This is a genomic window from Cytobacillus sp. IB215665, assembly GCF_033963835.1.
Lineage (GTDB): Bacteria > Bacillota > Bacilli > Bacillales > SM2101 > Nanhaiella.
This window is the reverse complement of sequence record NZ_JAXBME010000001.1, coordinates 196,974-221,971: the sequence shown is the minus strand read 5'-3', so window position 1 is coordinate 221,971 and position 24,998 is coordinate 196,974. Positions and strand designations below refer to the sequence as shown.

Annotated in this window: 25 protein-coding genes; all 25 read right to left on the bottom strand. The window is 37.7% G+C overall.

From position 1 onward, the window contains the following. Positions 1-25: 25 nt before the first annotated feature. Positions 26-901: a M23 family metallopeptidase gene (locus SLH52_RS00990; RefSeq protein ID WP_320207438.1), complete on the bottom strand. Its 876-nt coding sequence runs from the start codon at positions 899-901 to the stop codon at positions 26-28. Between the two features lie 204 nt (positions 902-1,105). Further along, entirely contained in the window at positions 1,106-2,131 is a 1,026-nt protein-coding gene (gene spoIID, locus SLH52_RS00985; protein ID WP_320207437.1) for a stage II sporulation protein D, read from the bottom strand. A gap of 234 nt (positions 2,132-2,365) precedes the next feature. After that, on the bottom strand, positions 2,366-2,695 hold the full coding sequence (locus SLH52_RS00980) for a DUF779 domain-containing protein (protein ID WP_320207436.1): 330 nt from the start codon (positions 2,693-2,695) through the stop codon (positions 2,366-2,368). Between the two features lies 1 nt (position 2,696). Then, entirely contained in the window at positions 2,697-4,217 is a 1,521-nt protein-coding gene (locus tag SLH52_RS00975; protein ID WP_320207435.1) for an aldehyde dehydrogenase family protein, read from the bottom strand. Between the two features lie 468 nt (positions 4,218-4,685). Then, positions 4,686-5,987 (bottom strand): UDP-N-acetylglucosamine 1-carboxyvinyltransferase, encoded by a 1,302-nt coding sequence (gene murA, locus SLH52_RS00970; protein WP_320207434.1) that lies wholly within the window; start codon positions 5,985-5,987, stop codon positions 4,686-4,688. A 36-nt stretch (positions 5,988-6,023) separates the two neighbouring features. Continuing rightward, positions 6,024-6,764: a YwmB family TATA-box binding protein gene (locus SLH52_RS00965; protein WP_320207433.1), complete on the bottom strand. Its 741-nt coding sequence runs from the start codon at positions 6,762-6,764 to the stop codon at positions 6,024-6,026. Between the two features lie 191 nt (positions 6,765-6,955). After that, positions 6,956-7,963 (bottom strand): NERD domain-containing protein, encoded by a 1,008-nt coding sequence (locus SLH52_RS00960; protein WP_320207432.1) that lies wholly within the window; start codon positions 7,961-7,963, stop codon positions 6,956-6,958. A gap of 307 nt (positions 7,964-8,270) precedes the next feature. Beyond that, positions 8,271-8,504 carry a DUF1146 family protein gene (locus SLH52_RS00955; RefSeq protein ID WP_320207431.1) on the bottom strand — a complete coding sequence of 78 codons (234 nt, stop codon included), beginning with the start codon at positions 8,502-8,504 and terminating at the stop codon, positions 8,271-8,273. Positions 8,505-8,770: 266 nt separating this feature from the next. After that, positions 8,771-10,282, bottom strand: coding sequence for an NADH-quinone oxidoreductase subunit NuoN (gene nuoN, locus SLH52_RS00950; protein WP_320207430.1), 1,512 nt, complete (start codon positions 10,280-10,282; stop codon positions 8,771-8,773). 5 nt (positions 10,283-10,287) lie between these two features. Then, positions 10,288-11,814 (bottom strand): NADH-quinone oxidoreductase subunit M, encoded by a 1,527-nt coding sequence (locus SLH52_RS00945; protein ID WP_320207429.1) that lies wholly within the window; start codon positions 11,812-11,814, stop codon positions 10,288-10,290. Then, positions 11,811-13,679, bottom strand: coding sequence for an NADH-quinone oxidoreductase subunit L (gene nuoL / locus SLH52_RS00940; protein WP_320207428.1), 1,869 nt, complete (start codon positions 13,677-13,679; stop codon positions 11,811-11,813). The genes SLH52_RS00945 and nuoL overlap by 4 nt, the downstream gene beginning before the upstream one ends. A 45-nt stretch (positions 13,680-13,724) precedes the next feature. Beyond that, positions 13,725-14,039: an NADH-quinone oxidoreductase subunit NuoK gene (nuoK, locus tag SLH52_RS00935; RefSeq protein WP_214480852.1), complete on the bottom strand. Its 315-nt coding sequence runs from the start codon at positions 14,037-14,039 to the stop codon at positions 13,725-13,727. Continuing rightward, complete coding sequence (locus SLH52_RS00930; RefSeq protein ID WP_320207427.1) at positions 14,036-14,551, bottom strand: NADH-quinone oxidoreductase subunit J; 516 nt, start codon at positions 14,549-14,551, stop codon at positions 14,036-14,038. The genes nuoK and SLH52_RS00930 overlap by 4 nt, the downstream gene beginning before the upstream one ends. Then, positions 14,548-14,967 (bottom strand): NADH-quinone oxidoreductase subunit NuoI, encoded by a 420-nt coding sequence (nuoI, locus tag SLH52_RS00925; protein WP_214480854.1) that lies wholly within the window; start codon positions 14,965-14,967, stop codon positions 14,548-14,550. Before nuoI ends, SLH52_RS00930 begins: the two co-directional genes overlap by 4 nt. A 50-nt stretch (positions 14,968-15,017) precedes the next feature. Continuing rightward, positions 15,018-16,025 carry an NADH-quinone oxidoreductase subunit NuoH gene (gene nuoH, locus SLH52_RS00920; protein ID WP_320207426.1) on the bottom strand — a complete coding sequence of 336 codons (1,008 nt, stop codon included), beginning with the start codon at positions 16,023-16,025 and terminating at the stop codon, positions 15,018-15,020. Beyond that, on the bottom strand, positions 16,025-17,125 hold the full coding sequence (locus SLH52_RS00915) for an NADH-quinone oxidoreductase subunit D (RefSeq protein ID WP_320207425.1): 1,101 nt from the start codon (positions 17,123-17,125) through the stop codon (positions 16,025-16,027). The genes nuoH and SLH52_RS00915 overlap by 1 nt, the downstream gene beginning before the upstream one ends. Positions 17,126-17,128: 3 nt before the next feature. Beyond that, on the bottom strand, positions 17,129-18,325 hold the full coding sequence (locus tag SLH52_RS00910; RefSeq protein WP_320207424.1) for an NADH-quinone oxidoreductase subunit C: 1,197 nt from the start codon (positions 18,323-18,325) through the stop codon (positions 17,129-17,131). Positions 18,326-18,328: 3 nt separating this feature from the next. After that, a complete protein-coding gene (locus SLH52_RS00905) occupies positions 18,329-18,841 on the bottom strand; it encodes an NADH-quinone oxidoreductase subunit B family protein (protein ID WP_320207423.1) in 513 nt (170 codons plus the stop codon). Continuing rightward, positions 18,832-19,206 carry an NADH-quinone oxidoreductase subunit A gene (locus tag SLH52_RS00900; protein WP_320207422.1) on the bottom strand — a complete coding sequence of 125 codons (375 nt, stop codon included), beginning with the start codon at positions 19,204-19,206 and terminating at the stop codon, positions 18,832-18,834. Before SLH52_RS00900 ends, SLH52_RS00905 begins: the two co-directional genes overlap by 10 nt. A gap of 206 nt (positions 19,207-19,412) precedes the next feature. Next, the gene (locus SLH52_RS00895) at positions 19,413-19,817 is read right to left on the bottom strand and encodes a F0F1 ATP synthase subunit epsilon (RefSeq protein ID WP_320207421.1); all 405 of its coding nucleotides are present in this window, start codon (positions 19,815-19,817) and stop codon (positions 19,413-19,415) included. Between the two features lie 25 nt (positions 19,818-19,842). Then, positions 19,843-21,264 carry a F0F1 ATP synthase subunit beta gene (gene atpD / locus SLH52_RS00890; RefSeq protein WP_320207420.1) on the bottom strand — a complete coding sequence of 474 codons (1,422 nt, stop codon included), beginning with the start codon at positions 21,262-21,264 and terminating at the stop codon, positions 19,843-19,845. 42 nt (positions 21,265-21,306) lie between these two features. Then, positions 21,307-22,164, bottom strand: a complete 858-nt coding sequence (atpG, locus tag SLH52_RS00885) for an ATP synthase F1 subunit gamma (protein WP_320207419.1) — start codon at positions 22,162-22,164, stop codon at positions 21,307-21,309. Between the two features lie 104 nt (positions 22,165-22,268). Then, the gene (gene atpA / locus SLH52_RS00880; protein WP_320207418.1) at positions 22,269-23,777 is read right to left on the bottom strand and encodes a F0F1 ATP synthase subunit alpha; all 1,509 of its coding nucleotides are present in this window, start codon (positions 23,775-23,777) and stop codon (positions 22,269-22,271) included. 15 nt (positions 23,778-23,792) lie between these two features. Beyond that, on the bottom strand, positions 23,793-24,338 hold the full coding sequence (locus SLH52_RS00875) for a F0F1 ATP synthase subunit delta (RefSeq protein ID WP_320207417.1): 546 nt from the start codon (positions 24,336-24,338) through the stop codon (positions 23,793-23,795). Next, on the bottom strand, positions 24,335-24,880 hold the full coding sequence (atpF, locus tag SLH52_RS00870; RefSeq protein ID WP_413785480.1) for a F0F1 ATP synthase subunit B: 546 nt from the start codon (positions 24,878-24,880) through the stop codon (positions 24,335-24,337). Before atpF ends, SLH52_RS00875 begins: the two co-directional genes overlap by 4 nt. Positions 24,881-24,998 lie beyond the last annotated feature (118 nt).

Sequence of the window (24,998 nt, the reverse complement as noted above, 5' to 3'; positions counted from 1 at the left end):
ATTCACTTTAAACTAAAGCAAATGATTATGAATCTTTATCTTCTTTTTCTTTTCCTGGCTTTTCTTCTTCAGCAGGAGCTTCCTCTTCTTTTTCTTTTTCTTCAGCTGGTGCTTCCTCTTCTTCTTCCTCTACTTCTTCTTCAGCTTCTTCCTGCTCTTCTTCAGGCAATGTTTCTTCTTTCTTTCCTTCAGAAGCCTCTAGATCCATATTTTCATCTTCATCTAACAATGAAGTGATTGGACTTCCAATTAAACTAATTGGATTAATGGCTTCGTCATTTTTACGGATCTCAAAATGCACGTGATTTTCTGCCTCACTATTTAAGAGACTTCTACCAGACTGTGCAATAACTTGCCCTTGTTCCACCATATCATTTTCTTGGACTTGGATATCAGCAAGTGATTGATATACAGTTACAATCCCATTTCCATGATCAATCTCTACAACATTACCAAGCGTTGAATCAACGCTAGTTCTTGTAACAGTTCCACTAGCAGAAGCAACTACATCAAAGACACTATTATCCTTCGTTACAATATCAATACCCTTGTTTGGAATATATTGATTGTCGTAGTATAACAGCGCTGCTTCTTGATCTGCGTCAGATGCATCGGCATCATAAAATTGCTTTTGAATTTCCATTTCTTCAACATTCGTCACTGGATACATAAAACTTTCAAGCGATTGAGTTACTGGTACAGAATCATCATCCACAAAGTAATCGGATTGCAATGATACATTATCAAGATCATATTGATCAGAATCTGCAACATTTTTGCTGTTTTGATACCAAAGGATAGCTGTTAGAATGATTGCTGCACTAGCAATATAAATTGCTGGAAGAACCCAACGACGTTTAAAAAATCGTTTCACTTTTGAGAATTTCTTTTCTTCTCTCATGAATTCATCACCTCAGCAACCATTTTGGGCACATTTTCATATTTTTATACAATCTTTTTATTTTTTTTTGTTTTAATATCCCCATTAAGTAAAAAATTATCCATAATAATTAAAAAAAGCCCTAAATTGGGCTTTTTTTATGCAAGAAAGCTGTCTTATCTGATTTTACGCACTCTCGTTTAGTAATTGTTCAGGATTAAATAACTAATTTTTTACGATAAAATTAGTTAAATAAGGCGTTGCATCACTAATTTGTGTTCCTTTGTAGTAGTGTGTAAGAATTTCCTGATAAGTTTTCCCTTCTTCAGCCATTCCGTTTGCGCCATATTGACTCATACCAACACCATGCCCATAGCCTTTTGTTGAGATGACAATTTGATCATTTTTACGTACCCATGTGAAATCTGATGAAGATAACCCTAATTGATCACGAACCTCTCTCCCTTTAAACGTTTTACCACTTATTTCTACGGTATCAACACGTTTACCAGGAGTTCTTGCAATAATTTTTCCTACTGTACCATCGCTCGGTAATTTTATGTTAAGTTTCTGTTCAAACTCAGCCACCGTCATCGTTACTTGATTATGAAATTTTGGAGAAGCTTCATCCCAAGGACTTGCTACACTTGTTAAATAGGGAAATGGATTTTCCCAATAATCCTCCGAGTTTTCTGTATACCCATTACTCGTTGAGAAAAAGGATGCTTCTATTGGGGTACTATCATAAGTTAATATTTGGCCGGCAGTTGAACGTACAGCCTCTTGAAACTTTTCCATCTTCCGTTCATAATCTACACCCCATAATTTCTTCAACTCATCTTTGCTTTTATATACTTGATGAAGTACCATATCTGTAACATCGGCACCCTCTGGTACTCCAACCGCTTGCCCACCTATCATCTTTTTAACTATATAAGTTCTCGCACTTAAACTCTGTGCTTTTAAAGCCTCTAGTTCAAAATCTGCAGGCATTTCTGATGCTAGAACTCCAACAACATATTCTTCAAGAGGGACATGCTCGATCGTTTTAGCTTGACTACGATAGACAGCCACTTCCACTTCGGAATTTAATGTGTTCGTAGTTAAGTTGGGAGAGGATTCCGGCTTCGATTCTTCAATGAGTTTCCCACCTTCCTTAGCTGAGAAAGGGAAAACTAACAATGAGGGGATTACAATAATCATGGCAAATAGTACAGAAATTAGTATAACTAGTGGTTTTACTTGTTTCATCGCTTCAAGCCTCCAAATAGATTTTTTGTGTAGTTCATAAGATTCTCAAAACCACACTTCTATATATGCTTATGGAGGTGGACAACCTTTTATGATAAGAATGTGAGACCTAACTACTGTAGCTTATCTCTGGAAAACAGCTTTTTTTCGAAAATATTAAAACCCATTCGCTTTAACTACTAATATAGCGAATGGGTTTTAGTTACTTGATTAAGAAAAAAAGTATATTTACTGTTAAGTGGCCGTTTGGCTTGCACGGATAATAAATGTTTTATTTTCTATACTTTCTAAAGAAAATGAATTACCAATACCATCAATCACATCAATTACTATTTGTAAATGTTCCCAATAAGAGAAGTTGGACCTATGCATATAATAGGGAACACCTAATATTTCACCTACTTGTATATCTCTGCTCCCGAGATAAAAATCATCCGATTTCATACAAATTGGCGAAGTTCCATCACAACAACCTTCTGAATGAACAAATATAAGTTTACCGTGTTGTTCTTGTAATTGTTTAATTAATGCTTTAGCAGGTTCAGTTGCAATAACTTTTTCCATTTTAGAAAAAGCCCATTGAACCTTTGTTATAACCAACTAAAATATTTTTTGTTTGTTGATAGTGATTTAACATCATCAAGTGATTTTCGCGTCCAATACCTGATTGCTTGTAACCACCGAAAGCAGCGTGAGCTGGATATTGGTGATATGTATTTGTCCAAACACGCCCCGCTTCAATTGCACGACCTGCACGATAAGCAGTTTCACCGTTACGAGACCAAACACCCGCACCAAGGCCGTATAATGTATCGTTAGCAATTTCAATTGCTTCATCAAAATCTTTGAACGTTGTTACTGATAACACAGGGCCAAAAATTTCTTCTTGGAAGATGCGCATTTTGTTATGACCTTTAAACACAGTTGGTTCTACATAGTAACCTTCTTTAAGATCGCCTTCAAATTTGTTTTGGTGACCACCAATTAAGAGTTCTGCACCTTCTTTATTACCAATCTCAAGGTAAGAAAGGATTTTATCTAACTGTTGTTGAGAAGCTTGTGCACCCATCATTGTTTCAGTATCTAGTGGATTACCTACTTTGATAGCTTTAACACGTTCTAAAGCTCGCTCCATAAATTTATCATAAATAGATTCATGAATTAATGCACGCGAAGGACAAGTACAAACTTCACCTTGGTTTAAAGCGAATAATACAAAACCTTCAATTGTTTTGTCTAAATAATCATCATCTGCATCCATTACATCAGCGAAGAAGATATTAGGTGATTTACCACCTAGCTCTAATGTTACAGGAATAATATTCTCTGTTGCGTATTGCATTATAGAACGTCCTACTGCTGTTGAACCAGTGAAAGCAATTTTAGCAATACGTGGATTTGTTGCTAGTGGCTTTCCTACTTCTAAACCAGTACCTTGGACAACGTTTAATACACCTTTTGGTAGTATATCTTGAATTAGTTCAAGTAACACACAAATAGAAGCTGGTGTTTGCTCTGCTGGTTTTAGCACGATAGTGTTTCCAGCTGCAAGTGCAGGTGCTATTTTCCAAGACGCCATTAGAAGCGGAAAGTTCCAAGGAATAATTTGACCAACTACACCAATTGGCTCATGGAAGTGATATGCAACTGTATCTTCGTTAAGTTCACTAATACCGCCTTCTTGTGCACGAATAACGCCAGCAAAATAACGGAAGTGATCAATAACTAAAGGAAGGTCAGCATTTAATGTTTCACGAACCGCTTTACCATTATCCCAAGTTTCGGCTACAGCTAACATTTCTAAGTTTTCTTCAATTCGATCAGCAACTTTATTTAAAATAACAGCACGTTCAGCAACAGATGTTTTACCCCAAGCGTCTTTTGCAGCGTGAGCGGCATCAAGTGCTAATTCAACATCTTCTGATGAAGAACGTGGAACAGCTGTAAATATCTTTCCGGTTACTGGAGAGATTACGTCTAGGTATTGACCTTTAACTGGAGCAACCCATTCCCCTCCGATGAAATTTTGATATTGTGCTTTAAAATTCACTAAAGCGCTTTCATTGTTTGGATTTGAATAAATCATTGTGTAATTCCCCCCAAAATTGTTGTCTATTTATTCTTTATTTACGGTATTTGTCACAATTTTGACAAATTTAGCCTTGAAGAACTATCATATTATTTTTTTGGAGGTATTACAAGCATGTTTTTCAAAAAAAATTTCCAAGAATAAAAAATTTTGTTATGGAATTAATTTCATACATATAAGTAAGTTAGAGTTCAATATATATTGAATGAAGTAAAAGGGATATGAGTGATTGCTTTGTTTCTTTCAAAGTTCTAAATTGAATGAAGAAAGCGAGGGTTAATTAACGTTAGAAAATTTCCTGGTATTTTTTAATGCATTAATATTACGGTATTTATAAATATTATTTTTTTTAAGAAATTACTTTGGAGTTATTGAGGCCCTAGGAAACGTAAGTTTAAAGCAAAGAGGCCTGATCTCCACCGCTTTAATCTTGTATAGCGGTGGAGGTCAGGCCCCTTTATGTTGTTAAGTTGCTTGTTGGTTATATTCTGCTGTGAATTGGTCTGTTTGAACTGTTACACGTTCAATATCAGCTCCAAGGCCTGTTAATTTCTCATGAAAGCTTACATAGCCACGATCTAAGTGTTTAAGCTCAGTAACCCTTGTATGCCCTTTAGCAGCTAATCCAGCTAAAATGAGAGCCGCTGCTGCACGAAGATCTGTAGCAGCTACTTCTGCCCCTTGTAAATCAGAACGACCGTTAATAATAACTGAACGTCCTTCAATCTTAATATTACCATTCATCCGACGAAATTCCTCTACATGCATAAAACGGTTTTCAAAAACAGTTTCAGTGATCATACTAGTGCCTTCTGCACATAACAGTAATGACATCATCTGTGACTGCATATCTGTTGGAAATCCGGGATGAGGCATCGTTTTTAGATCTACAGCTTTTAACGTTTGAGGACCAACTACTCGTATGCCATCATGCTCCTCAGTAATCGTTACGCCCATTTCTTCCATCTTTGCTATTAATGAGCTTAAATGTTCCGGTACTGCTCCTTGTACGTATACATCACCGCCAGTAATTGCAGCTGCTACCATAAAAGTACCCGCTTCAATTCTATCTGGAATCACTTGATGTGTTGTTCCATATAACGTTTTTACACCTTCGACACGAATCGTACCAGTTCCAGCACCACGTACTTTTGCACCCATTTTATTTAAAAAGTTTGCTAAATCAACAATTTCTGGTTCTTTTGCACAATTCTCTATAATCGTTGTTCCTTCAGCTAACGTAGCTGCCATCAAAATATTTTCTGTAGCACCTACACTAGGGAAATCTAGGTATATTTTTGCACCTTGTAGTTTTCCATCTACCTTTGCATCAATATATCCATTACCAACCTTTACAGTTGCTCCCATCGCTTCGAAGCCTTTTAAATGTTGATCAATTGGTCTTGATCCAATTGCACAACCACCTGGTAAAGCAATTTTCGCTTGACCGTTTCTCGCTAATAACGATCCCATTACTAATACAGAAGCCCTCATTTTTCGAACATATTCAAATGGTGCTTCTATCGTTAACTCTCTAGATGCATCAACTATAATTTGATTATTATTAAATGTTACGTCAGCATTTAAATAACGTAACACTTCATTCACCGTGTATACATCGGAGAGCTCAGGTACATCACTTATTATACTTTTTCCTTCACTCGCTAATAAAGATGCAGCGATTACAGGTAAAACGGCATTTTTTGCACCTTCTACTTTAACCGTACCACTTAACCTTTTTCCGCCACGGACGATGATTTTTTCCAAGGTATATTCCCCTCCGCGTCCATTTTCTATATAATATTAATATTCAGATGTTATGATAGGTGTTCCAACTACAACGTTAGTCCTCCCACCTAACCCTGTACTACGCAAGGCTATTTGTATATTGATCGGTTCAGTTTTTGTTGGAATAATATCTTTCCAATCATCAGTATATGCAGAAATTGAGACAAATGTCTCTTCGTTCAATGCCTCAATTGCTCTAGCATTAAATTGTTGTAGTAATTTGTCCGCTCGTTTATACAAAACCTCTTCAATCTTATCATTTAAATAGCCCTTGATACAAGTAAAAATTGTGACATCATCAGTAAAAATGTCAGCTATCCTGTTTTTTGTTGTGCCATTTACACTAGTCCAATCGGTGTGATTTCCTTTCACTTCATAAAATAGGTATGAATACCGATGTCCATTGTCATATGATGAGATGAGCTTTACAACTTCTGTTTGGTTTTTATCAAAATGCTCGAATGTACCAACAGCTTCCCATTTATTTGAACTTTTAGAAATATTCCAATTAAAGCTGTCAGTCTTCTCCTTAAGCTCCTCTATCCGTTGTTCAAATTCCACCTGATCACTGATTTCTAATGCCTGTCTACTATAGAGGCTCCATTCTTCAATCGTAATATGATTATTTTCGTATACATTTGCAATTTCCTCTAGTTTATTTACGTACTCATCTGCACTAGTCATCGAATTTCCATAAATACTTAGTAAAATCACTACAATAAGTAACATACATATTTTATGAAGCTTATTTTTCATCTCTCGCCACTTCCTCTCCTTATTTTCATTGTTGCCACATCAACGCAGTTCATACTTGGAAAAACTCGTCATCTTTAGACAAGAAAATAAGTGAAGGAAAGAATGCAAATACTATACTCAGCATATTGGTTACTAATAAGTCAAACGCATAAGCAATAAGTAGCATTTTTATAACATTGATCACAACTTAGTCATAGTTTTGCGGAATGAGCCTTAACTAATTCATTTAATTTCGTGAGTGAGAGCTCATACTGTCTCTTTTTAAAATTCCCAGAATGTTGTAGGTTGAGGGATACCAATATTTTTGAGGCAATCGATATGGAAGGTAGCTGAAGAAATTCACGTAATTGTTTGTTAGAAATTATTGGGCTAATGAGGAGATAAAAATCTTTTAAAGAATAAATATGAGCATTTTGAATGTTCGATTTACATACGGGACAATACCAAGCACCTCGTTGTCGATGTAACGGAAGGGTAGAGCATATTGGACAATGGGCTCCTGTAATAATCTCAGAGGAATGAATTTGAAATTTTTGTAACACACCTGGATATGCTGGAGAATGATGTTGTACGAGCAGTTGGATGATTTTGTTAAGTTCACTCTTAGTTAATATTTCTTCTTTATATATGGAAGCTAGATCGTTTAGTTTGGTTGGGAGTGATGCAGCGTGGATCACTTTGAGAGAGGTTTCCTTAAAATGGGAAGTGTTTTTTATAATTGTTGAAGGTTTGCTTATGACGATGAGTGATAGAACTGGTATAGATGTATATTTATACTTCGTTAACAAATTTTTCAGTTGACTTTCTTGCCTACTAGTTTGTAAAAAGGGGTCAGGAAATGCCTCTTCGTTTCCATCTAATTCTCGAATCAACTGGTGAAAGGTTCGGTCGAATGTGAGTGTGCCAGAGATGTTCTTCACTTCAATAATTAAAATAAAACATGCCGATATGATGAGTGTATCTAGCTGAAAATAACGGTTTTCACTATCAGGAATTCTTAAATCATGAATTATGAAATACTTATCATTTGGGAGAAAGTCAAAATGATAATCAAGCGACTTCTCTCCTCGATATCCAGCATAAGCTTTTGCTAATTCTTCACTAAGCAGCTCTTTTTTAGAGTGTGTAGGTGGCAACCGTCTTAATAAAGCCTCTAATAGTTCTATCTTAGGTGGGATTTGCCTTTCTTTTCTGATCATTCCATCACCTCATATTATTTTTTTGAAGAATTCTCCACCTTTTACTCGTTCTCCTTTAATTTTCTTACATTCTTTTAATTAACTTAACAACAATAGAAGCTGTATTGTCCAAATTTGTGTTTTACTGTCCAATCTTGGTGTTTTACTGTCCAAACTAAGTCTTTTACTGTCCAATCTTAGCCTTTTACTGTCCAAATTATGTGTTTTACTATCCTAACTTGGTTTTTCTGTCCTAACTGTGTTCTTTTCTGTCAAAACCGTACGTGATACTATGCAAAGTTCACTCTAGGCAGTTTTAAGCACAAATTTAGCTAAATAAGGTGGTAATTTGCTTCGACCAGAAAAGGTAGTCTAAAAAGAAGTTGCTAATGGTTGAACCGATTGCAATAGTAATTAAAATAAATAATGTCCGAGCTTGGATTACCCGATTTTTTTTAAAAATCTTTTCATAATTTAGCGATTGTAGTGCCCACCATGTAATCGTAATAAATATCAAATGTGATAGGATGCTAACAAGTGCATCTATACCATAATTTGTCATAATTATATACCTCCCATCATAGATTGCCAATAAATCTCCTTTACTTGAAAAGCTATTCCGTTCATCGCATTTCCTTTAGAGTCACTGAGTCTTCCCACAAAAAGGAGAGGTAGCATTGTCCACCTCTCCTTCTATCTTATCAATAAACCTCTATATTTGTGAATTCAAATGACCAATGAAAGCTACGCCAGTAACTGCGCTGTGTTTACTATTACCCCACATGCTTTCAATGTCTCATTCCTATATAAGAGCTATAAAACTCTCAACTAGCGTACAAAATCATTAAAATAATTAAAAGTATCGTATAAAAAGTCAAATGCAATGCCAGGCAGTATCCCTAGAAGGATTGTACCAATTGCACAAATGACGATAACAGCTATGACACCGAAAGAGACGTTAAATGCACCTTGCGATGGCGCAGGGCGAAAGAACATTTGCGTCAATATGCCGAAGTAATAGAAATAAGATATGACAGTTGTCACGATTAAAATCGATGCGAGTACGTAATGGCTAGGAACAGAAGCAAATGCGCTTATAAATATATTTAGCTTCCCAATAAATCCTGCTGTTCCAGGAATACCTGCAAGCGATAATATAAAGATGGTCATCGTCACTGCTAACAGCGGTGAACGTTTATATAGCCCAGCAAACTGGCTTATATCCTCAGAACCAGATTTATCAGTGATAAGTTGCAATACTGCAAATGCCCCTAAATTCATTAGTAAATACGCAGCTAAGTAAAACCAAATGGTGTCAATCATAAATGGTGAGAGCGTGACAAAAGCTACTAATACGTACCCAGCATGAGCGATACTAGAGTAGGCAAGCATACGTTTAACATTTCTTTGTTTTAACGCAATGGTATTACCAATAATCATCGATGCTCCTGCTAAGAATGCAATGTAATCTTGCATTTCGAAAAACATCCAATTCCCACTTGTTCCTCCTGCTGGTGTTTGTGGAAAAATGGACAAGAACAAGCGCATAATAATAACAAAGCCAGCAGTTTTTGATACTACACTTAAAAATGCAGTAACTGGTGTAGGTGCCCCTTGATAGACATCTGGTGCCCACATATGAAAAGGTGCAGCTGCTAGTTTAAACGCCAAGCCAACGAACATAATTAAAAATGCCAATGATAACATGTATTGCATGTTCGTATCATAAATTGTTGAAAGCTGGTATGCAATTTCAATTACATTTGTAGTACCTGTTAATCCATAAATATAACTCATTCCAAACAACGTTAACGCTGTAGCAATTCCACCATTCACTACATATTTCATCGCTGATTCATTTGATTGCTGATTCTTTTTGCGTACTCCTGCTAAAATATATGATGAAATAGAGAGTAATTCAAGGCCGACAAATAGTGTAATCATATCTCCACTTGAAGTCATAATCATAGCACCTAGTAGTGCAGTTAAAAATAAATAATAGAATTCACCACGGTATTCTAGCTTATCTTTTGGCTGATAGCTCATTGAAAGCAACAACACTAAGCCGGCACCTACTAGCAATAATAGCTTAAATGCTTTACCGAAAGAATCAAGTCGATACGTATCATATAAAATGGATGTCACTTCTTTATCAAATGACCCTACTAAAAAGATAATAGCAACGACAATCCCAGCAATGCCTAACCACGCGAGTGGCTTACGACTTTTATTTTGTCCCATAAACAAATCTATTAGTGAAAGAAGGGTTGCAACACCGAGGATGACGAACTCTGGTGCCATAATTCCCCATTCGTAACTAAGCAAAGTATCGAGATCCATCCCGCTCACCCTCCTATTCCTAACATAATAGTCTCAATAGTTGATTTTAACGGCTCTGATAGAACAGTTGGGTATACACCTATTAAGATAATAAAACCGAGTAATACAAGCGCAGGAACCATTTCTACTGCTTTGAAATCAGCTAGTTTCCCATATGATTGCTTTGCAGTTCCAAATGTTACTTGCAACACTGCTCGTAGTAAATAAGCTGCTGTCAAAATAATACCAAGTGCCCCTATTGCTGCAATGACAGGCATTTCTTTAAATAAACCAGCAAATGCCATGAATTCACTAACGAACCCTGACATGCCAGGTAATCCTAATGATGCCATTGCTCCTGCAAGTAAGAACCCAGCTGTTAATGGCATCGCCTTCGCTAAACCACCAAGCTTGTCAATCGATGAAGTGTTGACACGTTCATACATGACACCTATGAGGAAGAACAACAATGCTGAAATTAAGCCGTGTGATACGACTTGAAAAATCGCACCTTGAACGCCAGCCTCATTTAATGCAGCTAGTCCGATTAACACAATTCCCATATGTGAAATACTTGAATAAGCGAGTACCATTTTTAAGTCAGTTTGAATAAGTGCTAAAAATGCACCATATAACAGGTTAATGACACCTAATATCGCTAACCATATTGCTATTGATTCAAACTCGTTCGGGAATAACCCCATACCAAACCGAATGAGACCGAAAGCACCTATTTTTAATAGGACGCCTGAGTGAAGCATTACAATGGCTGGTGGTGCTTGGACGTGTACACGTAGCATCCAACTATGTAACGGAAATATAGGTAGCTTCACGCCAAATGCAACAATAAGTGCAATGAGTAACCCATAACGAAGTTGTTCAGAAACTGGAAAGAAAAATTGAATTTGATCGACAGGGTAGCTTAAGGCAACCTTAAGATCATCAAAATTGGCTGTTCCGGTTTTCGCAAATAAGATAACGATAACGATTAATAGGATAGCTGAACCAATCCCATTATAGATTAAGAAGCTGAACGCAGCTTTTTCTTTGGCAAAATAGCCCCACTTTCCAATAAGGAAAAACATTGGTATAAGCGTTACTTCGAAGAAAATAAAGAATAAGATAAGGTTCCCAGCAGCAAAAACGCCGAGCATTCCAATTTCTAGTAACAGGAAAAGCATGAAATAGCCTTTCCATTCTTTTTTAATATGAATAGACGCAATCGCTGCTAGTGTCGAAAGGACTGTTGTAAGTACGATCATGACGAGTGCTAGACCGTCGAGACTCAGCTCATAATCAATTCTCCAAGCAAATTCAGGTAACCCTGGAAACTGACCTAAATGAATCCATTCATATTTTTCTGCATATTGACTTAAAGCTTCACCAGTTACATATTTCACAAAAACAATGAGTGATAAGCATAGTGCAGGTAATGTTGCTAAAAAACCTACAAGCTTTATTTGCTTCTCTTGCGTTTTAGGAATCATCATGAGAAGAATAATTCCTAGTAATGGGGAGAATATTAATAGTGATAAATAGAAAGATGCGTTCATCCGATATACCCCCCTGTCAAAGCAAAGATCACTAATAAGATTGCTAAACCAATAATAGTCACTGCACCATACATTTGAATCTGACCATTTTGTAGCTTGGACCCTATTCTACCTATGCTTTGTGTAAATAATGCAATTCCATTCACTATACCTTCAATGATAAATTTCTCAATATATTTCATAAATAAGCTAATCACTTTAGTTGTGTAAACAACCGTTGCTTGATAAAACTCATCTACGTAATATTTATTTAACAAAATGTTATATACAATCGATTCACGTGAAGAGAAGGTATCCCTTGCAAGTGATTTTTTCCCATACATTAAATATGCTAGAAAAATACCGGCAAATGAAACGACCGTTGCCACAATCATAATCCATGATGGGGCTTTAACATGTGCAGCTTCCAAGTATTCATTTCCTTCTGCCAACCAATCACCTAAGAACGTTCCAAACCAAGGTGTATTTATATATCCAGCTACAATCGCTAAAATAGCTAACACAATCATCGGAAACGTCATCGATAATGGTGACTCGTGTACCTCTTTCGTAGTTCCATTTTGTTTTCCTGTAAATACTAAAAAGAATAACCGGAACATATAAAATGCTGTGAAGAATGCTGCAATGACAGCGATCCAAAACAATACATAATTGCCATGAGTCCATGCTGAAACTAAAATTTCTTCTTTACTGAAAAAACCAGAAAATAACGGTACACCGCTAATTGCTAACGTACCAATTAAAAATAACGGACCTGTAAGACGCAGCTTTTTCCATAAACCGCCCATCTCATTGATGTTCTGCGTATGAACTGCGTGAATGACACTACCAGCTGCTAAGAATAGCAATGCCTTAAAAAATGCATGTGTCGTCAGGTGAAATACCCCAGCGACATAGCCCGCAGTGCCTAGCGCAAGCATCATATATCCTAACTGACTAACCGTTGAATAAGCTAACACTCGTTTAATATCCGTTTGAACTAGTCCGATCGATGCCGCAAATATCGCTGTAAAGCCACCAACTATTGCAACTGTTGTCAATGCTGTTTCACTTGCAGTAAACAAAGGAAACATCGAAGCAACTAAATATACCCCTGCAGCTACCATCGTTGCCGCATGTATAAGTGCGGATACAGGTGTCGGACCTTCCATTGCATCAGGGAGCCATGAATGTAATGGAAACTGACCTGACTTACCCATTGCACCAATAAAAATTAAAATAGCTGTTAAAGTAATCATTTCCATAGGTATCACATTTGTTGATACTGCATGGAAAATTTCATCATATTCAAAGCTACCGACCTGCCAAAATAATAGAATCATACCAATGAATAATCCTACATCACCGATTCTAGTCATGATAAACGCTTTTTTGGCAGCTGCTTTCGCATCCTCTTTATAAAAATAAAAACCGATTAATAAGAAAGATCCCACACCAACTAACTCCCAAAATACATATGTTTGAAGTAGGTTTGGTGAGATCACTAATCCTAGCATAGAAAATGTAAATAACCCTAGATATGCATAAAATACTGAAAACCGTTCATCTCCATGCATATATCCCTTTGAATAAAGGTGTACAAGAAAACTGACAAGCGTTACTACTACTAGCATTAGTGCATTTAATTGATTGATTTCAAATCCCGCTGTTAAGTTGATATTCCCAATCGTAAGCCATGTACCTTCTTGCTTAAATGTTGGTTCACTCAGCCGTTCAACCAATACGAAAATTGCCAATGTGAAAGATACCAACGTCATGAGAATACCTACATATGCACTCCCCTCCTTTAAACGCTTACCAAATAGGAGAAGAATCACAAAAGAAACTAACGGGAAAAGCGGTATTAACCATGCATATTCCATCATCGTATCACGATCCCCTTTTTTTAGTCAGTGAAGATAAACTGTCCATTAATGCTTCATCGAATCCATTTCGTCAATGTTAACTGTCTTACGATTACGATATAGCGCCATTAATATAGCTAAACCAACCGCGGCTTCTGCTGCAGCAATAGTTATCGTAAAAAGGGAAAAGATTTGACCAGTAATATTTGGATTGACTCCAAATTTACTAAATGCTACTAAATTTATATTTACAGCATTGAGCATTAGCTCAATCGAAATGAGCACAATGACCATATTTTTTTTCGTCAGCGCACCATACAAGCCTAAGCAGAATAAAAACAACGCTAATAATAAATAACCAGCTAAAGGAGTTGAACTCATTTATTGTCCGCCTCCTCATCATCTTTTTTTGCTAAAATAATAGCCCCAATGAGTGCTACAAGCAAAAGAACAGACATTAATTCAAACGGTATAACAAATTTAGAATAAAGGGCTATACCTATCTGCTTTGTGTTTTCTACATGTAACGTAGTCGCTTGTTGACCGAAATCAAGATTAACAATTCCTAGCATGACTACGATTCCAAAAGCTATGACACCCAATAAGGTAAGAAGCTTACGGAGCATGCTTGCCTTAGAGTCACCCGTTTCATCATTATGACGTGTCAGCATAATACCAAATAACATAATAATCGTAATTGCACCAGAGTATATTAATATTTGAACAGCCGCTACAAATTCTGCAGACAACAGGACATAAACACCAGCAATACTAATAAACGTAAACACAAGTGAAATGACCATGTGTACTACCTTTGTTAGAGACAACATGAGGATACTGCCAATTATAGCGATTAGTGAAAGTACTATTAGTGCTATAAATTCACCGCTCATGCTTTATTCTCCTTTCGAATGTTTTGGTCATTCTCATCTAACCACTCTAGATTTTTAAATAGCTCATCACGACTGTACTCAGCAAGCTCAAAGTTGTTGGTCATGACTATTGCTTCAGTCGGACAAACTTCCGTGCATAAATCGCATAAAATACAAATTTCAAAATTAATATCATAAGTATCGATGATTTTCCCTTTTTTATTTGGATCAGGATGCTTCTTACCAGTCAGCCTAATGCAATCAGTCGGGCATATATTTGCACACTGGTTACAAACGATACATTTTTCAGGATAGAATTTTTGTATTCCTCGAAAACGATCAGGAAGTGGTAATGATTCATTCGGATAATCATACGTAACCTTCTTCTTCGTTACACTATTTAGGGTATATTTTAATCCTTTTGCTAAACCTAGCATGTACCCAACCCCTTATTTTTTATTGACATATTACTAATGAGGATGTTCCTCTAAAAGTAGTTAATAATTTCCTTAATTACAGCTGTAATAAATATATTTGCAAGTGCAACAGGTAGTAACACCTTCCAGCCAAATTCCATTAGATGGTCTGCTCGTACACGTGGAAATGCAACACGGAACCAAATAAGTAAAAACACTACGAAGCTAAACTTTAAAGCAAACCAAACCGCTCCAGGAATAAAATCAAGGAACATGATCGGATGCCATCCACCTAAAAATAATACAGTTATAAGTGAAGCCATCGCAAAAAAGTAAACATATTCAGCTAGCATGAAAAATGCCCAGCGAAACCCTGAATATTCGACGTGGTAACCTGCGATAATTTCCGACTCTGCCTCTGGTAAATCAAAAGGAACACGATTCAACTCTGCAACAGCAGCAATTAAAAAGACGACAAAACCAATTGGTTGCCTAAATATATTCCACCAAGTTTCTTGACCTTGCACGATATCATTTAAATTTAAGCTTCCTGTTAAGAAGATGACCCCTAATACTGACATCACAAGTGGAATCTCGTAAGAAATCATCTGTGCAGCGGCACGCATACTACCTAATAATGCATATTTGTTGTTTGATGCCCAACCACCAGTCACAACCCCAATTGTCGTTAAGCCAGATATAGCAATGTAATACAATAATCCAACACCAATATCTGCAAATTGGAATGCATCCGTGAATGGCATCGTTGCCAACACCATAAATGCAGGAGCAAAAGCAATGATTGGAGCAATTAAAAATAGTGGTCTATCAGCATTCTTAGTTACGACATCTTCTTTTAATAACAGCTTAAGAACATCTGCAACAGTTTGTAGTAAGCCCCAACGGCCCCCTACTTGGTTCGGACCTATACGTCCCTGCATAAATCCCATTACTTTCCTCTCTGCTAAGATGCCATATGTAACAAATCCTAGTACTACAAATAAAAATAGCGTACCCAATCCTAAAAAAATGGTCAGGTTTCCGACAGTTGGTGAGGAATGCAATAAGTCTTGCATCATTACCCATCTACCTCCCCAAGAACAATATCAACTGCTCCTAAAATAACAATTAAATTCGCCATATTTTCCCCTTTTAATAATTTTGAGAGGATTTGCAAATTATAAAATGAAGGACGACGGAATTTTAAACGATACGGCTCCTTCTTACCGTCACTTGCAATGTAACAGCCTATTTCTCCACGAGGTGATTCGATTCTCACATACGCTTCACCTTTCGGAGCTTTGATAATTCTAGGTACTTTCGCCAATATTGGACCATCATTTGGGAACTGCTCACAAGCTTGTTCGATTATTTTTAATGACTCTTCAATTTCTTCTAAGCGGCAGAAATAACGTGCTAATGCATCGCCTTCTTCTCGAACAGGTACACCAAAATCAAACCTATCATAGATTGAATATGGCTCGTCTTTTCGTAGGTCCCATTTAACGCCCGTACAGCGTAAGTTTACTCCGCTTAAAGAATATGCAAGTGCATCTTCCTTCGTATAAGTTCCTACACCTTTTACACGAGTCATAAAGATCTCGTTTCCAGTGACGAGGTCATGGTACCCTTTAAGCTGTTCACGCATGTATGGAACAAACTCTTCTACCTTTTGAATCCAACCTTCTGGTGCATCCCACTTGACACCGCCTACCCTCATATAATTAAAGGTAAGTCTAGCACCTGAAAGCTCGTTTAGCAGATTAATAATCATTTCACGTTCTCTAAATGCATAAAGAAACGGACTGACTGCACCGATATCTAGTAAATATGTTCCCCACCAGACGAGATGACTAGCGATACGTCCAAGCTCCATCGCCAATACTCTTAAGTATTCAGCTCGTTCAGGTACTTCAAGCCCCATCATTGTTTCAACTGAATGACATAAGACGTAATTATTCGTCATTGCTGATAAATAATCCATTCTATCAGTAAATGGGATGATTTGCGTATATTGTAAGTCCTCTGCAAGTTTTTCTGTTCCACGGTGAAGATAACCAATTACTGGTGTCGCTTCCGTTATGATTTCACCATCTATTTTGACCACAAGCCGAAATACACCATGTGTACTTGGATGCTGCGGTCCAACGTTAAGGAGCATTTCTTCTGTTCGAATCATCAGTTAAACCTCCACATCATACGGTTCGTAGTCTTTTCTAAGCGGGTATCCAACCCAATCCTCTGCAAGTAAAATGCGCGCTAAGTTAGGATGACCTTTAAAATTGATGCCTAATAAGTCATAAGCTTCCCGTTCAGGCCAATTCGCTCCTTCCCATAATGGTTGCAGCGAATCAATAATTGGTTCCTCACGATCTATTTTGACCTTTAAGGCAACAGTTTGCCGATTAATATATGAGTATAAATGCACATAAACTTCCATATGCGAAACAAAATCTGTTCCGTGTATATTCGATAAATAGTCAAAGCTTAACTGTTCATTATATTTTAGGAATTCTGCTATTTTAAAATATGAGTCAGGTGTTGCTACTAGTGTTGGAACATCTTTTGAAAGCTCATTAATATATGAGTCTGACAAAACTTCCTTTCCAAGATGCTCTTCAATTACTTTTACATATTTATCGAGATAAGGTTGGTTTTGAGATGGTTTTTTCTCTACTGTTTGATCTGACTCTGTTGCACCACTTGCTTTTGCTTTTGCTGCAGCGGCAGCCTTCGCTTTTGCCTTTGCTGCTGCAATCGCTTTCGCTTTTGCTGCTGCGGCATCATCATTTTCTACTTTCTCATTGCCACTATCCCTCTGTTGCTTTGCTAAAGCAGCGGCTTTTGCCTTTGCTGCTGCGGCGGCTTTTGCTTTTGCTGCGGCTGCCGCCTTTGCTTTCGCTTCATCACCTTCAGGAGCTTTTTCATTTTTTTCTTTTGCTTTTTGTTTGGCTAACGCAGCGGCTTTCGCTTTTGCTGCGGCAGCAGCTTTTGCTTTCGCTTCATCACCTTCAGAAGCTCTTTCGTTCTTTTCTTTTGCTTTTTGTTTAGCTAACGCAGCGGCTTTTGCCTTTGCTGCTGCGGCTGCCTTTTGCTTTTCAAGATCTGTTACATCATTAGAACTACTTGTAACCGCTTCCTTTTGTGCTGATTTTTCGCCCTCATTTTTTTGCTTTGCAATCTCTTTTTGTTTGGCTAATGCAGCGGCTTTTGCCTTCGCTGCTGCGCCTGCTTTTGCTTTAGCTACATCAATATTTGAATCACTTTCATTTTCTTCAAGACTAGCATCGTTAGCTTTCTTCTCTGCTAGCTTTTTTAATGCTAGCTCTTTAGCTTTTTTTGCAGCTTCCTTCTTTTGTTGATCAAGATCTTTGCTCATTTGCTACATCACCTTCTTCCCTGTCTTAGCTTCGTAGCGAATTTTTTCCTTTAATTTATTTATTCCATAAATAAGTGCTGCTGGATTTGGCGGACACCCAGGAATGTATACGTCAACAGGTACAATTTGGTCAACCCCTTTGACAACTGCATAAGACTTAACATATGGTCCTCCCGCTGTTGCACAAGACCCCATAGCTATTACCCACTTAGGTTCAGACATTTGATCGTATAATCTCTTAACGATTGGCGCCATTTTTTTTGTAACTGTCCCCGAAACAATCATGACATCAGATTGTCGTGGAGAGGTACGAAAAAAAGAGCCAAAACGGTCTAAGTCATAATGTGATGATCCAACACCCATCATTTCGATACCACAACAAGCGAGTCCCATCGTTAATGGCCATAAAGAATTACTTCTCGCCCAACCCTTCAATTGTTCAAGTGTTGTAAAAAATATATTGCGTTTTAATTCTTCCATTTCTTCTGCTGAAATGTTTTCTATGTTTAAATCCATTTTAACACCTTCTTCTTCCATGCATATATTAACCCGATTAATAACATAACGACAAAAATAAGCATTTCAATTAATGCAAAAATACCGAGTTTGTCATATGCAACTGCCCATGGGTATAAGAAAACTGTTTCAACATCAAAAATTACAAACATTAAGCCAAAAATATAATACCTTACGTTAAACTGCACACGTGAATCATGGAATGGTTCAATACCGCTTTCATAAGTCTTTTGCTTTTCACTGTTCGGTGCATGCGGCCGTAAAAACCGTCCTGCTGTTAATGCAACTACAGGTAACAAGACTCCTAGACATAGAAAAACGAATACGATTAAATAATTGTTGATGTATAAGTTAAATTGCTCCATGTTCCCCCTCCGTTTGTCGTGCCTTGTAATGAAAAAAATATTTTATTTAACCGTTAACATTATAGCAAATACCAATATTTGTGTCGATAAAGCATGGACGAAATATTGAATTTTCCATCAGCAACATTACTTAATTTTAAGCCTTTCGTCAATGACAAAAATCACAAATAAAAAGGCTTTCTGTATGATACAGAAAGCCTTTTTAATTAAAAGTGTTTATTCGTAACGTTCAAACGGTTAATCGCACGTTGAAGAGACATCTCAGCTCGTCTAAAGTCAACATCTGATTTTTGAGCTCTTAGACGTTGTTCAGCTCTTTCTTTTGCTGCTTTCGCACGTAACACATCAATATCAGATGCAACTTCCGCAGCTTGTGCAAGTATCGTTACTTTTTCAGGTCTAACTTCTAGAAAGCCTCCACTAACAGCCACAAGTTCAGTGTCGGTTCCCTTTTTTAGACGAACTACCCCAATTTGTAATGGAGCAACCATCGGAATATGACCAGGTAAAATACCAAGCTCTCCACTTTGAGCCTTTGCAATTACCATCTCCACATCTTCTTCTAAAACCGGGCCATCGGGAGTAACTACATGGACTTTAACCACTTTCATTTTATACCCTCCTAGGTCCCAATAATTATACTTCTACGCCCATTTCTTTCGCTTTTTCAACTACTTCTTCAATACGTCCTACTAAGCGGAACGCATCTTCAGGAAGGTTATCATACTTTCCTTCAAGGATCTCTTTAAATCCACGAACTGTTTCTTTAACTTGAACGTAAGAACCAGGTTGACCTGTAAATTGCTCGGCCACGTGGAAGTTTTGAGATAAGAAGAATTGAATACGGCGAGCACGATGAACGATTAATTTGTCTTCATCAGAAAGCTCATCCATTCCAAGGATCGCAATGATATCTTGTAATTCTTTATAACGCTGTAGCGTTGACTGTACTTGACGAGCAACTTCGTAGTGCTCTTCTCCAACAATTTCAGGTGCTAAAGCACGTGATGTTGATGCAAGTGGGTCAACCGCAGGGTAAATACCCATTTCTGAAAGTTTACGCTCAAGGTTTGTCGTTGCGTCTAAGTGAGCAAACGTCGTTGCTGGAGCTGGATCAGTATAGTCATCGGCAGGAACGTAAATTGCTTGGATCGAAGTTACAGAACCTACGCTTGTTGATGTAATACGCTCTTGAAGCTGACCCATTTCTGTTGCTAATGTTGGTTGATAACCAACGGCAGAAGGCATACGTCCAAGTAATGCTGATACCTCAGAACCTGCTTGAGTAAAGCGGAAGATGTTATCCATAAAGAATAACACGTCTTGTCCTTGGTCATCACGGAAATATTCAGCCATTGTTAAGCCTGTTAATGCAACACGCATACGTGCACCAGGAGGCTCATTCATCTGACCGAAAACCATTGCTGTTTTCTTAATAACGCCTGAATCAGTCATTTCATGGTATAAATCGTTACCTTCACGTGTACGCTCACCTACACCAGCGAATACTGAAATACCACCATGTTCTTGTGCGATATTATTGATTAATTCCTGAATTAAAACGGTTTTACCAACACCCGCTCCACCAAATAGGCCGATTTTTCCACCTTTAATGTACGGTGCTAATAAGTCAACTACTTTAATTCCCGTTTCTAAAATTTCTACTTCTGTAGACAGCTTCTCAAAAGACGGTGCTTGTCTGTGAATCGCATCACGACGAGCATCTTGTGGGATTGCTTCATCTAAATCAATGTTTTCACCTAGAACGTTAAATACACGTCCTAATGTAACATCACCAACAGGTACAGAAATTGCTGCTTCAGTATCAATTGCTTCTAATCCACGTACAAGTCCATCTGTAGATGACATTGCAATTGTACGTACAGAATCGTCTCCAAGGTGAAGAGCAACTTCTAATGTTAAGTTAATATCAACTTCATTTTCATTACGCGCTTTATGCTCAATTTTAAGGGCATTATAAATTTCAGGAAGATGGCCGTTATCAAATTTCACGTCAACAACCGGTCCCATTACTGAAAGAATGCGTCCTTTATTCATCGTTTTCCCTCCTAACTTGCTTGTGAAAATCTATGATCTTTCCTATTCAAGTGCAGATGCACCTGCAACAATCTCAGTAATCTCTTGAGTAATTGCAGCTTGACGAGCACGGTTGAATGATAGAGTAAGACCTTTAATAAGCTCGTTTGCATTATCCGTTGCATTTTTCATCGCAGTCATACGAGCTGCATGTTCCGCTGCCTTACCATCTAATAAGGCACCATAGATGAGACTTTCAGCATATTGAGGAAGCAACACTTCTAAAATATCTTCTTGTGATGGTTCAAATTCATAAGAAGAAAGCTTGCTCTCAGCTGCTATATCCGTTAATGGTAGTAGTTTCTTTTCTGTTACTTCGTGCTGGATTACACTAATAAAGTGATTATAGTACAAATACAACTCATCAAACGTACCATCTACAAAAGATTCAATTGTTTGACTAGCAATATCTTTAATTTCTGTAAAAGAAGGTTGATCTGCTAGGCCAACGATATGGGAATTTACCGGTATACCTCTCTTTAAAAAGAAATCACGACCGATACGACCTAGTGCAATGACAGCATACTCTTCAGTAGAGCTATGACGTTCTTGGATTTTTTGATATACAGAACGTAAGACATTACTATTGTATGCACCTGCAAGGCCACGATCAGAAGTAATGACAATATAGCCAGTCTTCTTCACAGGTCGGCTCATTAACATCGGATTGCTAACACCGGTACTACCTAATGCGATACTAGCTACAACCTCTTGAATTTTTTCCATGTATGGTACAAACGATTTTGCATTATTTTCAGCCCTATTTAATTTCGAAGCTGAAACCATCTCCATCGCTTTCGTAATTTGACTCGTTTTCTTCGTTGAGGTAATTCTCGTTTTTATATCACGTAAGGATGCCAAAGGTTCTCACCACCTTTTTAAGGTTGTTCAAAATAAAAATAAATTTTGTATAAATAGCGGCGATCGTATATTTACAAATGTAAGACCTCGCCGCTTAGCATCAATTATTCAGAAACAGCAAACGTCTTCTTGAAATCTTCAATAGCTGCATCAAAGTCAGCCTCTTCAGGAAGGTTTCCTGTTGAACGAATATGCTCAAATAACTCATTACGATTATGTTCAATCCAAGAGAAATATTCCTCTTCAAAACGTGAAATATCTGCTACTGGAATATTATCTAAGAATCCACGAGTTAATGCATATAGAATAGCTACTTGTTTTTCTACTTTTAGAGGTTTATGCAAACCTTGTTTTAATACTTCAACAGTACGTGCACCACGATTAAGCTTCGCTTGTGTTGCCTGATCAAGATCAGATCCGAATTGAGCGAAGGCTTCGAGCTCACGGTAAGACGCTAAGTCTAAGCGTAATGTACCTGATACTTTCCTCATCGCTTTCACCTGTGCAGATCCACCAACACGAGAAACTGATAAACCAGCATTCACGGCAGGTCGTACACCAGAGAAGAATAGATCAGATTGCAAGAATATTTGCCCATCTGTAATCGAAATTACGTTTGTAGGGATGTATGCTGACACGTCACCTGCTTGCGTCTCAATGAACGGAAGGGCTGTAATTGAGCCGCCACCTTTTGCATCACTTAATTTCGCAGCACGCTCTAATAAACGAGAGTGTAAATAGAATACGTCACCAGGATAAGCTTCACGACCTGGAGGACGGCGAAGTAATAGTGAAAGCTCACGATATGCAGAGGCTTGCTTCGTTAAATCATCATAAATAACGAGCACGTGCTTACCGTTATACATAAACTCCTCACCCATCGTTACTCCTGCATATGGCGCTAGGAATAATAAAGGTGCAGGTTGAGATGCAGATGCAGTCACAACGATTGTGTAATCTAATGCACCGTGCTTTCTTAATGTTTCAACAACACCACGAACAGTAGATTCTTTTTGCCCGATGGCTACATAAATACAAATCATATCTTGGTCTTGCTGGTTAAGAATTGTATCAATGGCAACCGCTGTTTTACCTGTTTGACGGTCTCCGATGATCAATTCACGTTGACCACGACCAATTGGAATAAGTGAGTCGATTGCTTTTATTCCTGTTTGTAAAGGTTCATGAACGGATTTACGATCCATTACTCCTGGAGCTGGGCTTTCAATAGGACGAGTTTTGTTTGATTCAATTGGTCCTAAACCATCGACAGGTTGACCAAGTGGATTCACGACACGACCGATTAATTCTTCTCCAACAGGAACTTCCATAATACGTCCTGTACGACGAACCTCGTCTCCTTCACGGATATCTCTGAAAGGTCCTAAAATAACGATACCTACGTTATTTTCTTCTAGATTTTGTGCCATTCCCATGACACCATTAGAAAATTCAACAAGCTCCCCAGCCATGGCATTATCGAGGCCATGCACACGTGCGATACCATCACCTACTTGGATAACTGTACCAACATCATTAACTTCAACTTCTGACTGATAATCTTCAATTTGTTTTTTCAACAGTGAACTAATTTCTTCAGCTTTGATGCTCATGAATTTCACCCCTATCTACGATCTATTTCCTACGAGCTGACGTTCAATACGCTCTAGCTTGCTGCTAACGCTCCCGTCATATATACGATTACCGATACGGATTTTAATGCCACCGATCAGTGTATGATCAACTATATTTTCAATATTAAGAGACTGCTTTCCAACCTTTGTCGCAAATACATTTGATAACGTATTTTTTTCTACATCCGATAAAGGCTTAACAGTAAATACCTTTGCATCTGCAACACCGCGCTCATCATTTGACAGTGATAAAAACTCATTCACTACATCAACAACGATGTTTAAGCGATGGCGTTCTACTAATAGAGAAAGCGTGTTCACCACGACTGAAGAAGCAGATTTGAAAGCCTCTTGTAGCGATGCCTTCTTCTTAGCAACAGATACCTTAGGGTGATGCAGAACAGAAAGAAACTGCTCATTGTCTGTAAACACTTGTTTTACGACGCGAAGTTCCTCACCAATCTCATCAAGGATATTCTGTTCCTTTGCTAATTGGAAAAGAGCCAGCGCATATCGTTTTGCTACGATTTCTTTGCTCATCGCCCTTCTCCTACTTCTTGAATGTAATCATTTATAAGTTTTTCTTGATCTTGTTCATTTAGTTCTTTTTCAATTACTTTCGATGCAATAAGAACTGATAACGATGCTACTTGTTCACGTAATGCAGCAATAGCTTGTTCTTTTTCTTGCTCAATTGCTTGAGTTGCAGACTCTTTTACACGTTCAGCTTCGATGCGGGCAGCATTAACGATATCGTTTTTCTGCTCCTCACCAATTTTCTTCGCACCTTCAATAAGTTCTTGTGCTTCTTTACGTGCATCTTTTAATAACTGACGTTGCTCTTCAAGAAGCTTCTGCGCTTCTTTGCTACTTTGTTCAGCAGTCGTAATTTCGTTTGCGATATGGTCTTCACGTTGTTTCATAATGCCCATTAGTGGACCCCATGCAAACTTCTTCAATAGCAATAATAGGATAAGGAAGATAACTAATTGTGCGAGAATATCTCCACCATTAAAAAGTGGCGTCTCACCGCCTTCTGCACCAGCTCCTGCTCCTAATACCAACATGTCCAATTTGAACATATCTTCGTTCACTCCCTTCAAGAGATTTCATGAAGACGCCCAAAAACCTAATGTCTTTGAACGATTGTATGTGTAAGAAAATTATAATTATATTATTTAAACAAAAGGAATGGCGAAG

What these genes read in the sequence shown, in the direction of transcription:
- SLH52_RS00990 (WP_320207438.1), bottom strand. Translation starts at nt 901, where the DNA reads ATGAGAGAAGAAAAGAAATTCTCAAAAGTGAAACGATTTTTTAAACGT.
- spoIID (WP_320207437.1), bottom strand. Translation starts at nt 2,131, where the DNA reads ATGAAACAAGTAAAACCACTAGTTATACTAATTTCTGTACTATTTGCC.
- SLH52_RS00980 (WP_320207436.1), bottom strand. Translation starts at nt 2,695, where the DNA reads ATGGAAAAAGTTATTGCAACTGAACCTGCTAAAGCATTAATTAAACAA.
- SLH52_RS00975 (WP_320207435.1), bottom strand. Translation starts at nt 4,217, where the DNA reads ATGATTTATTCAAATCCAAACAATGAAAGCGCTTTAGTGAATTTTAAA.
- SLH52_RS00965 (WP_320207433.1), bottom strand. Translation starts at nt 6,764, where the DNA reads ATGAAAAATAAGCTTCATAAAATATGTATGTTACTTATTGTAGTGATT.
- SLH52_RS00960 (WP_320207432.1), bottom strand. Translation starts at nt 7,963, where the DNA reads ATGATCAGAAAAGAAAGGCAAATCCCACCTAAGATAGAACTATTAGAG.
- SLH52_RS00955 (WP_320207431.1), bottom strand. Translation starts at nt 8,504, where the DNA reads ATGACAAATTATGGTATAGATGCACTTGTTAGCATCCTATCACATTTG.
- nuoN (WP_320207430.1), bottom strand. Translation starts at nt 10,282, where the DNA reads ATGGATCTCGATACTTTGCTTAGTTACGAATGGGGAATTATGGCACCA.
- SLH52_RS00945 (WP_320207429.1), bottom strand. Translation starts at nt 11,814, where the DNA reads ATGAACGCATCTTTCTATTTATCACTATTAATATTCTCCCCATTACTA.
- nuoL (WP_320207428.1), bottom strand. Translation starts at nt 13,679, where the DNA reads ATGATGGAATATGCATGGTTAATACCGCTTTTCCCGTTAGTTTCTTTT.
- nuoK (WP_214480852.1), bottom strand. Translation starts at nt 14,039, where the DNA reads ATGAGTTCAACTCCTTTAGCTGGTTATTTATTATTAGCGTTGTTTTTA.
- SLH52_RS00930 (WP_320207427.1), bottom strand. Translation starts at nt 14,551, where the DNA reads ATGAGCGGTGAATTTATAGCACTAATAGTACTTTCACTAATCGCTATA.
- nuoI (WP_214480854.1), bottom strand. Translation starts at nt 14,967, where the DNA reads ATGCTAGGTTTAGCAAAAGGATTAAAATATACCCTAAATAGTGTAACG.
- nuoH (WP_320207426.1), bottom strand. Translation starts at nt 16,025, where the DNA reads ATGATGCAAGACTTATTGCATTCCTCACCAACTGTCGGAAACCTGACC.
- SLH52_RS00915 (WP_320207425.1), bottom strand. Translation starts at nt 17,125, where the DNA reads ATGATTCGAACAGAAGAAATGCTCCTTAACGTTGGACCGCAGCATCCA.
- SLH52_RS00910 (WP_320207424.1), bottom strand. Translation starts at nt 18,325, where the DNA reads ATGAGCAAAGATCTTGATCAACAAAAGAAGGAAGCTGCAAAAAAAGCT.
- SLH52_RS00905 (WP_320207423.1), bottom strand. Translation starts at nt 18,841, where the DNA reads ATGGATTTAAACATAGAAAACATTTCAGCAGAAGAAATGGAAGAATTA.
- SLH52_RS00900 (WP_320207422.1), bottom strand. Translation starts at nt 19,206, where the DNA reads ATGGAGCAATTTAACTTATACATCAACAATTATTTAATCGTATTCGTT.
- SLH52_RS00895 (WP_320207421.1), bottom strand. Translation starts at nt 19,817, where the DNA reads ATGAAAGTGGTTAAAGTCCATGTAGTTACTCCCGATGGCCCGGTTTTA.
- atpD (WP_320207420.1), bottom strand. Translation starts at nt 21,264, where the DNA reads ATGAATAAAGGACGCATTCTTTCAGTAATGGGACCGGTTGTTGACGTG.
- atpA (WP_320207418.1), bottom strand. Translation starts at nt 23,777, where the DNA reads ATGAGCATCAAAGCTGAAGAAATTAGTTCACTGTTGAAAAAACAAATT.
- SLH52_RS00875 (WP_320207417.1), bottom strand. Translation starts at nt 24,338, where the DNA reads ATGAGCAAAGAAATCGTAGCAAAACGATATGCGCTGGCTCTTTTCCAA.
- atpF (WP_413785480.1), bottom strand. Translation starts at nt 24,880, where the DNA reads ATGTTCAAATTGGACATGTTGGTATTAGGAGCAGGAGCTGGTGCAGAA.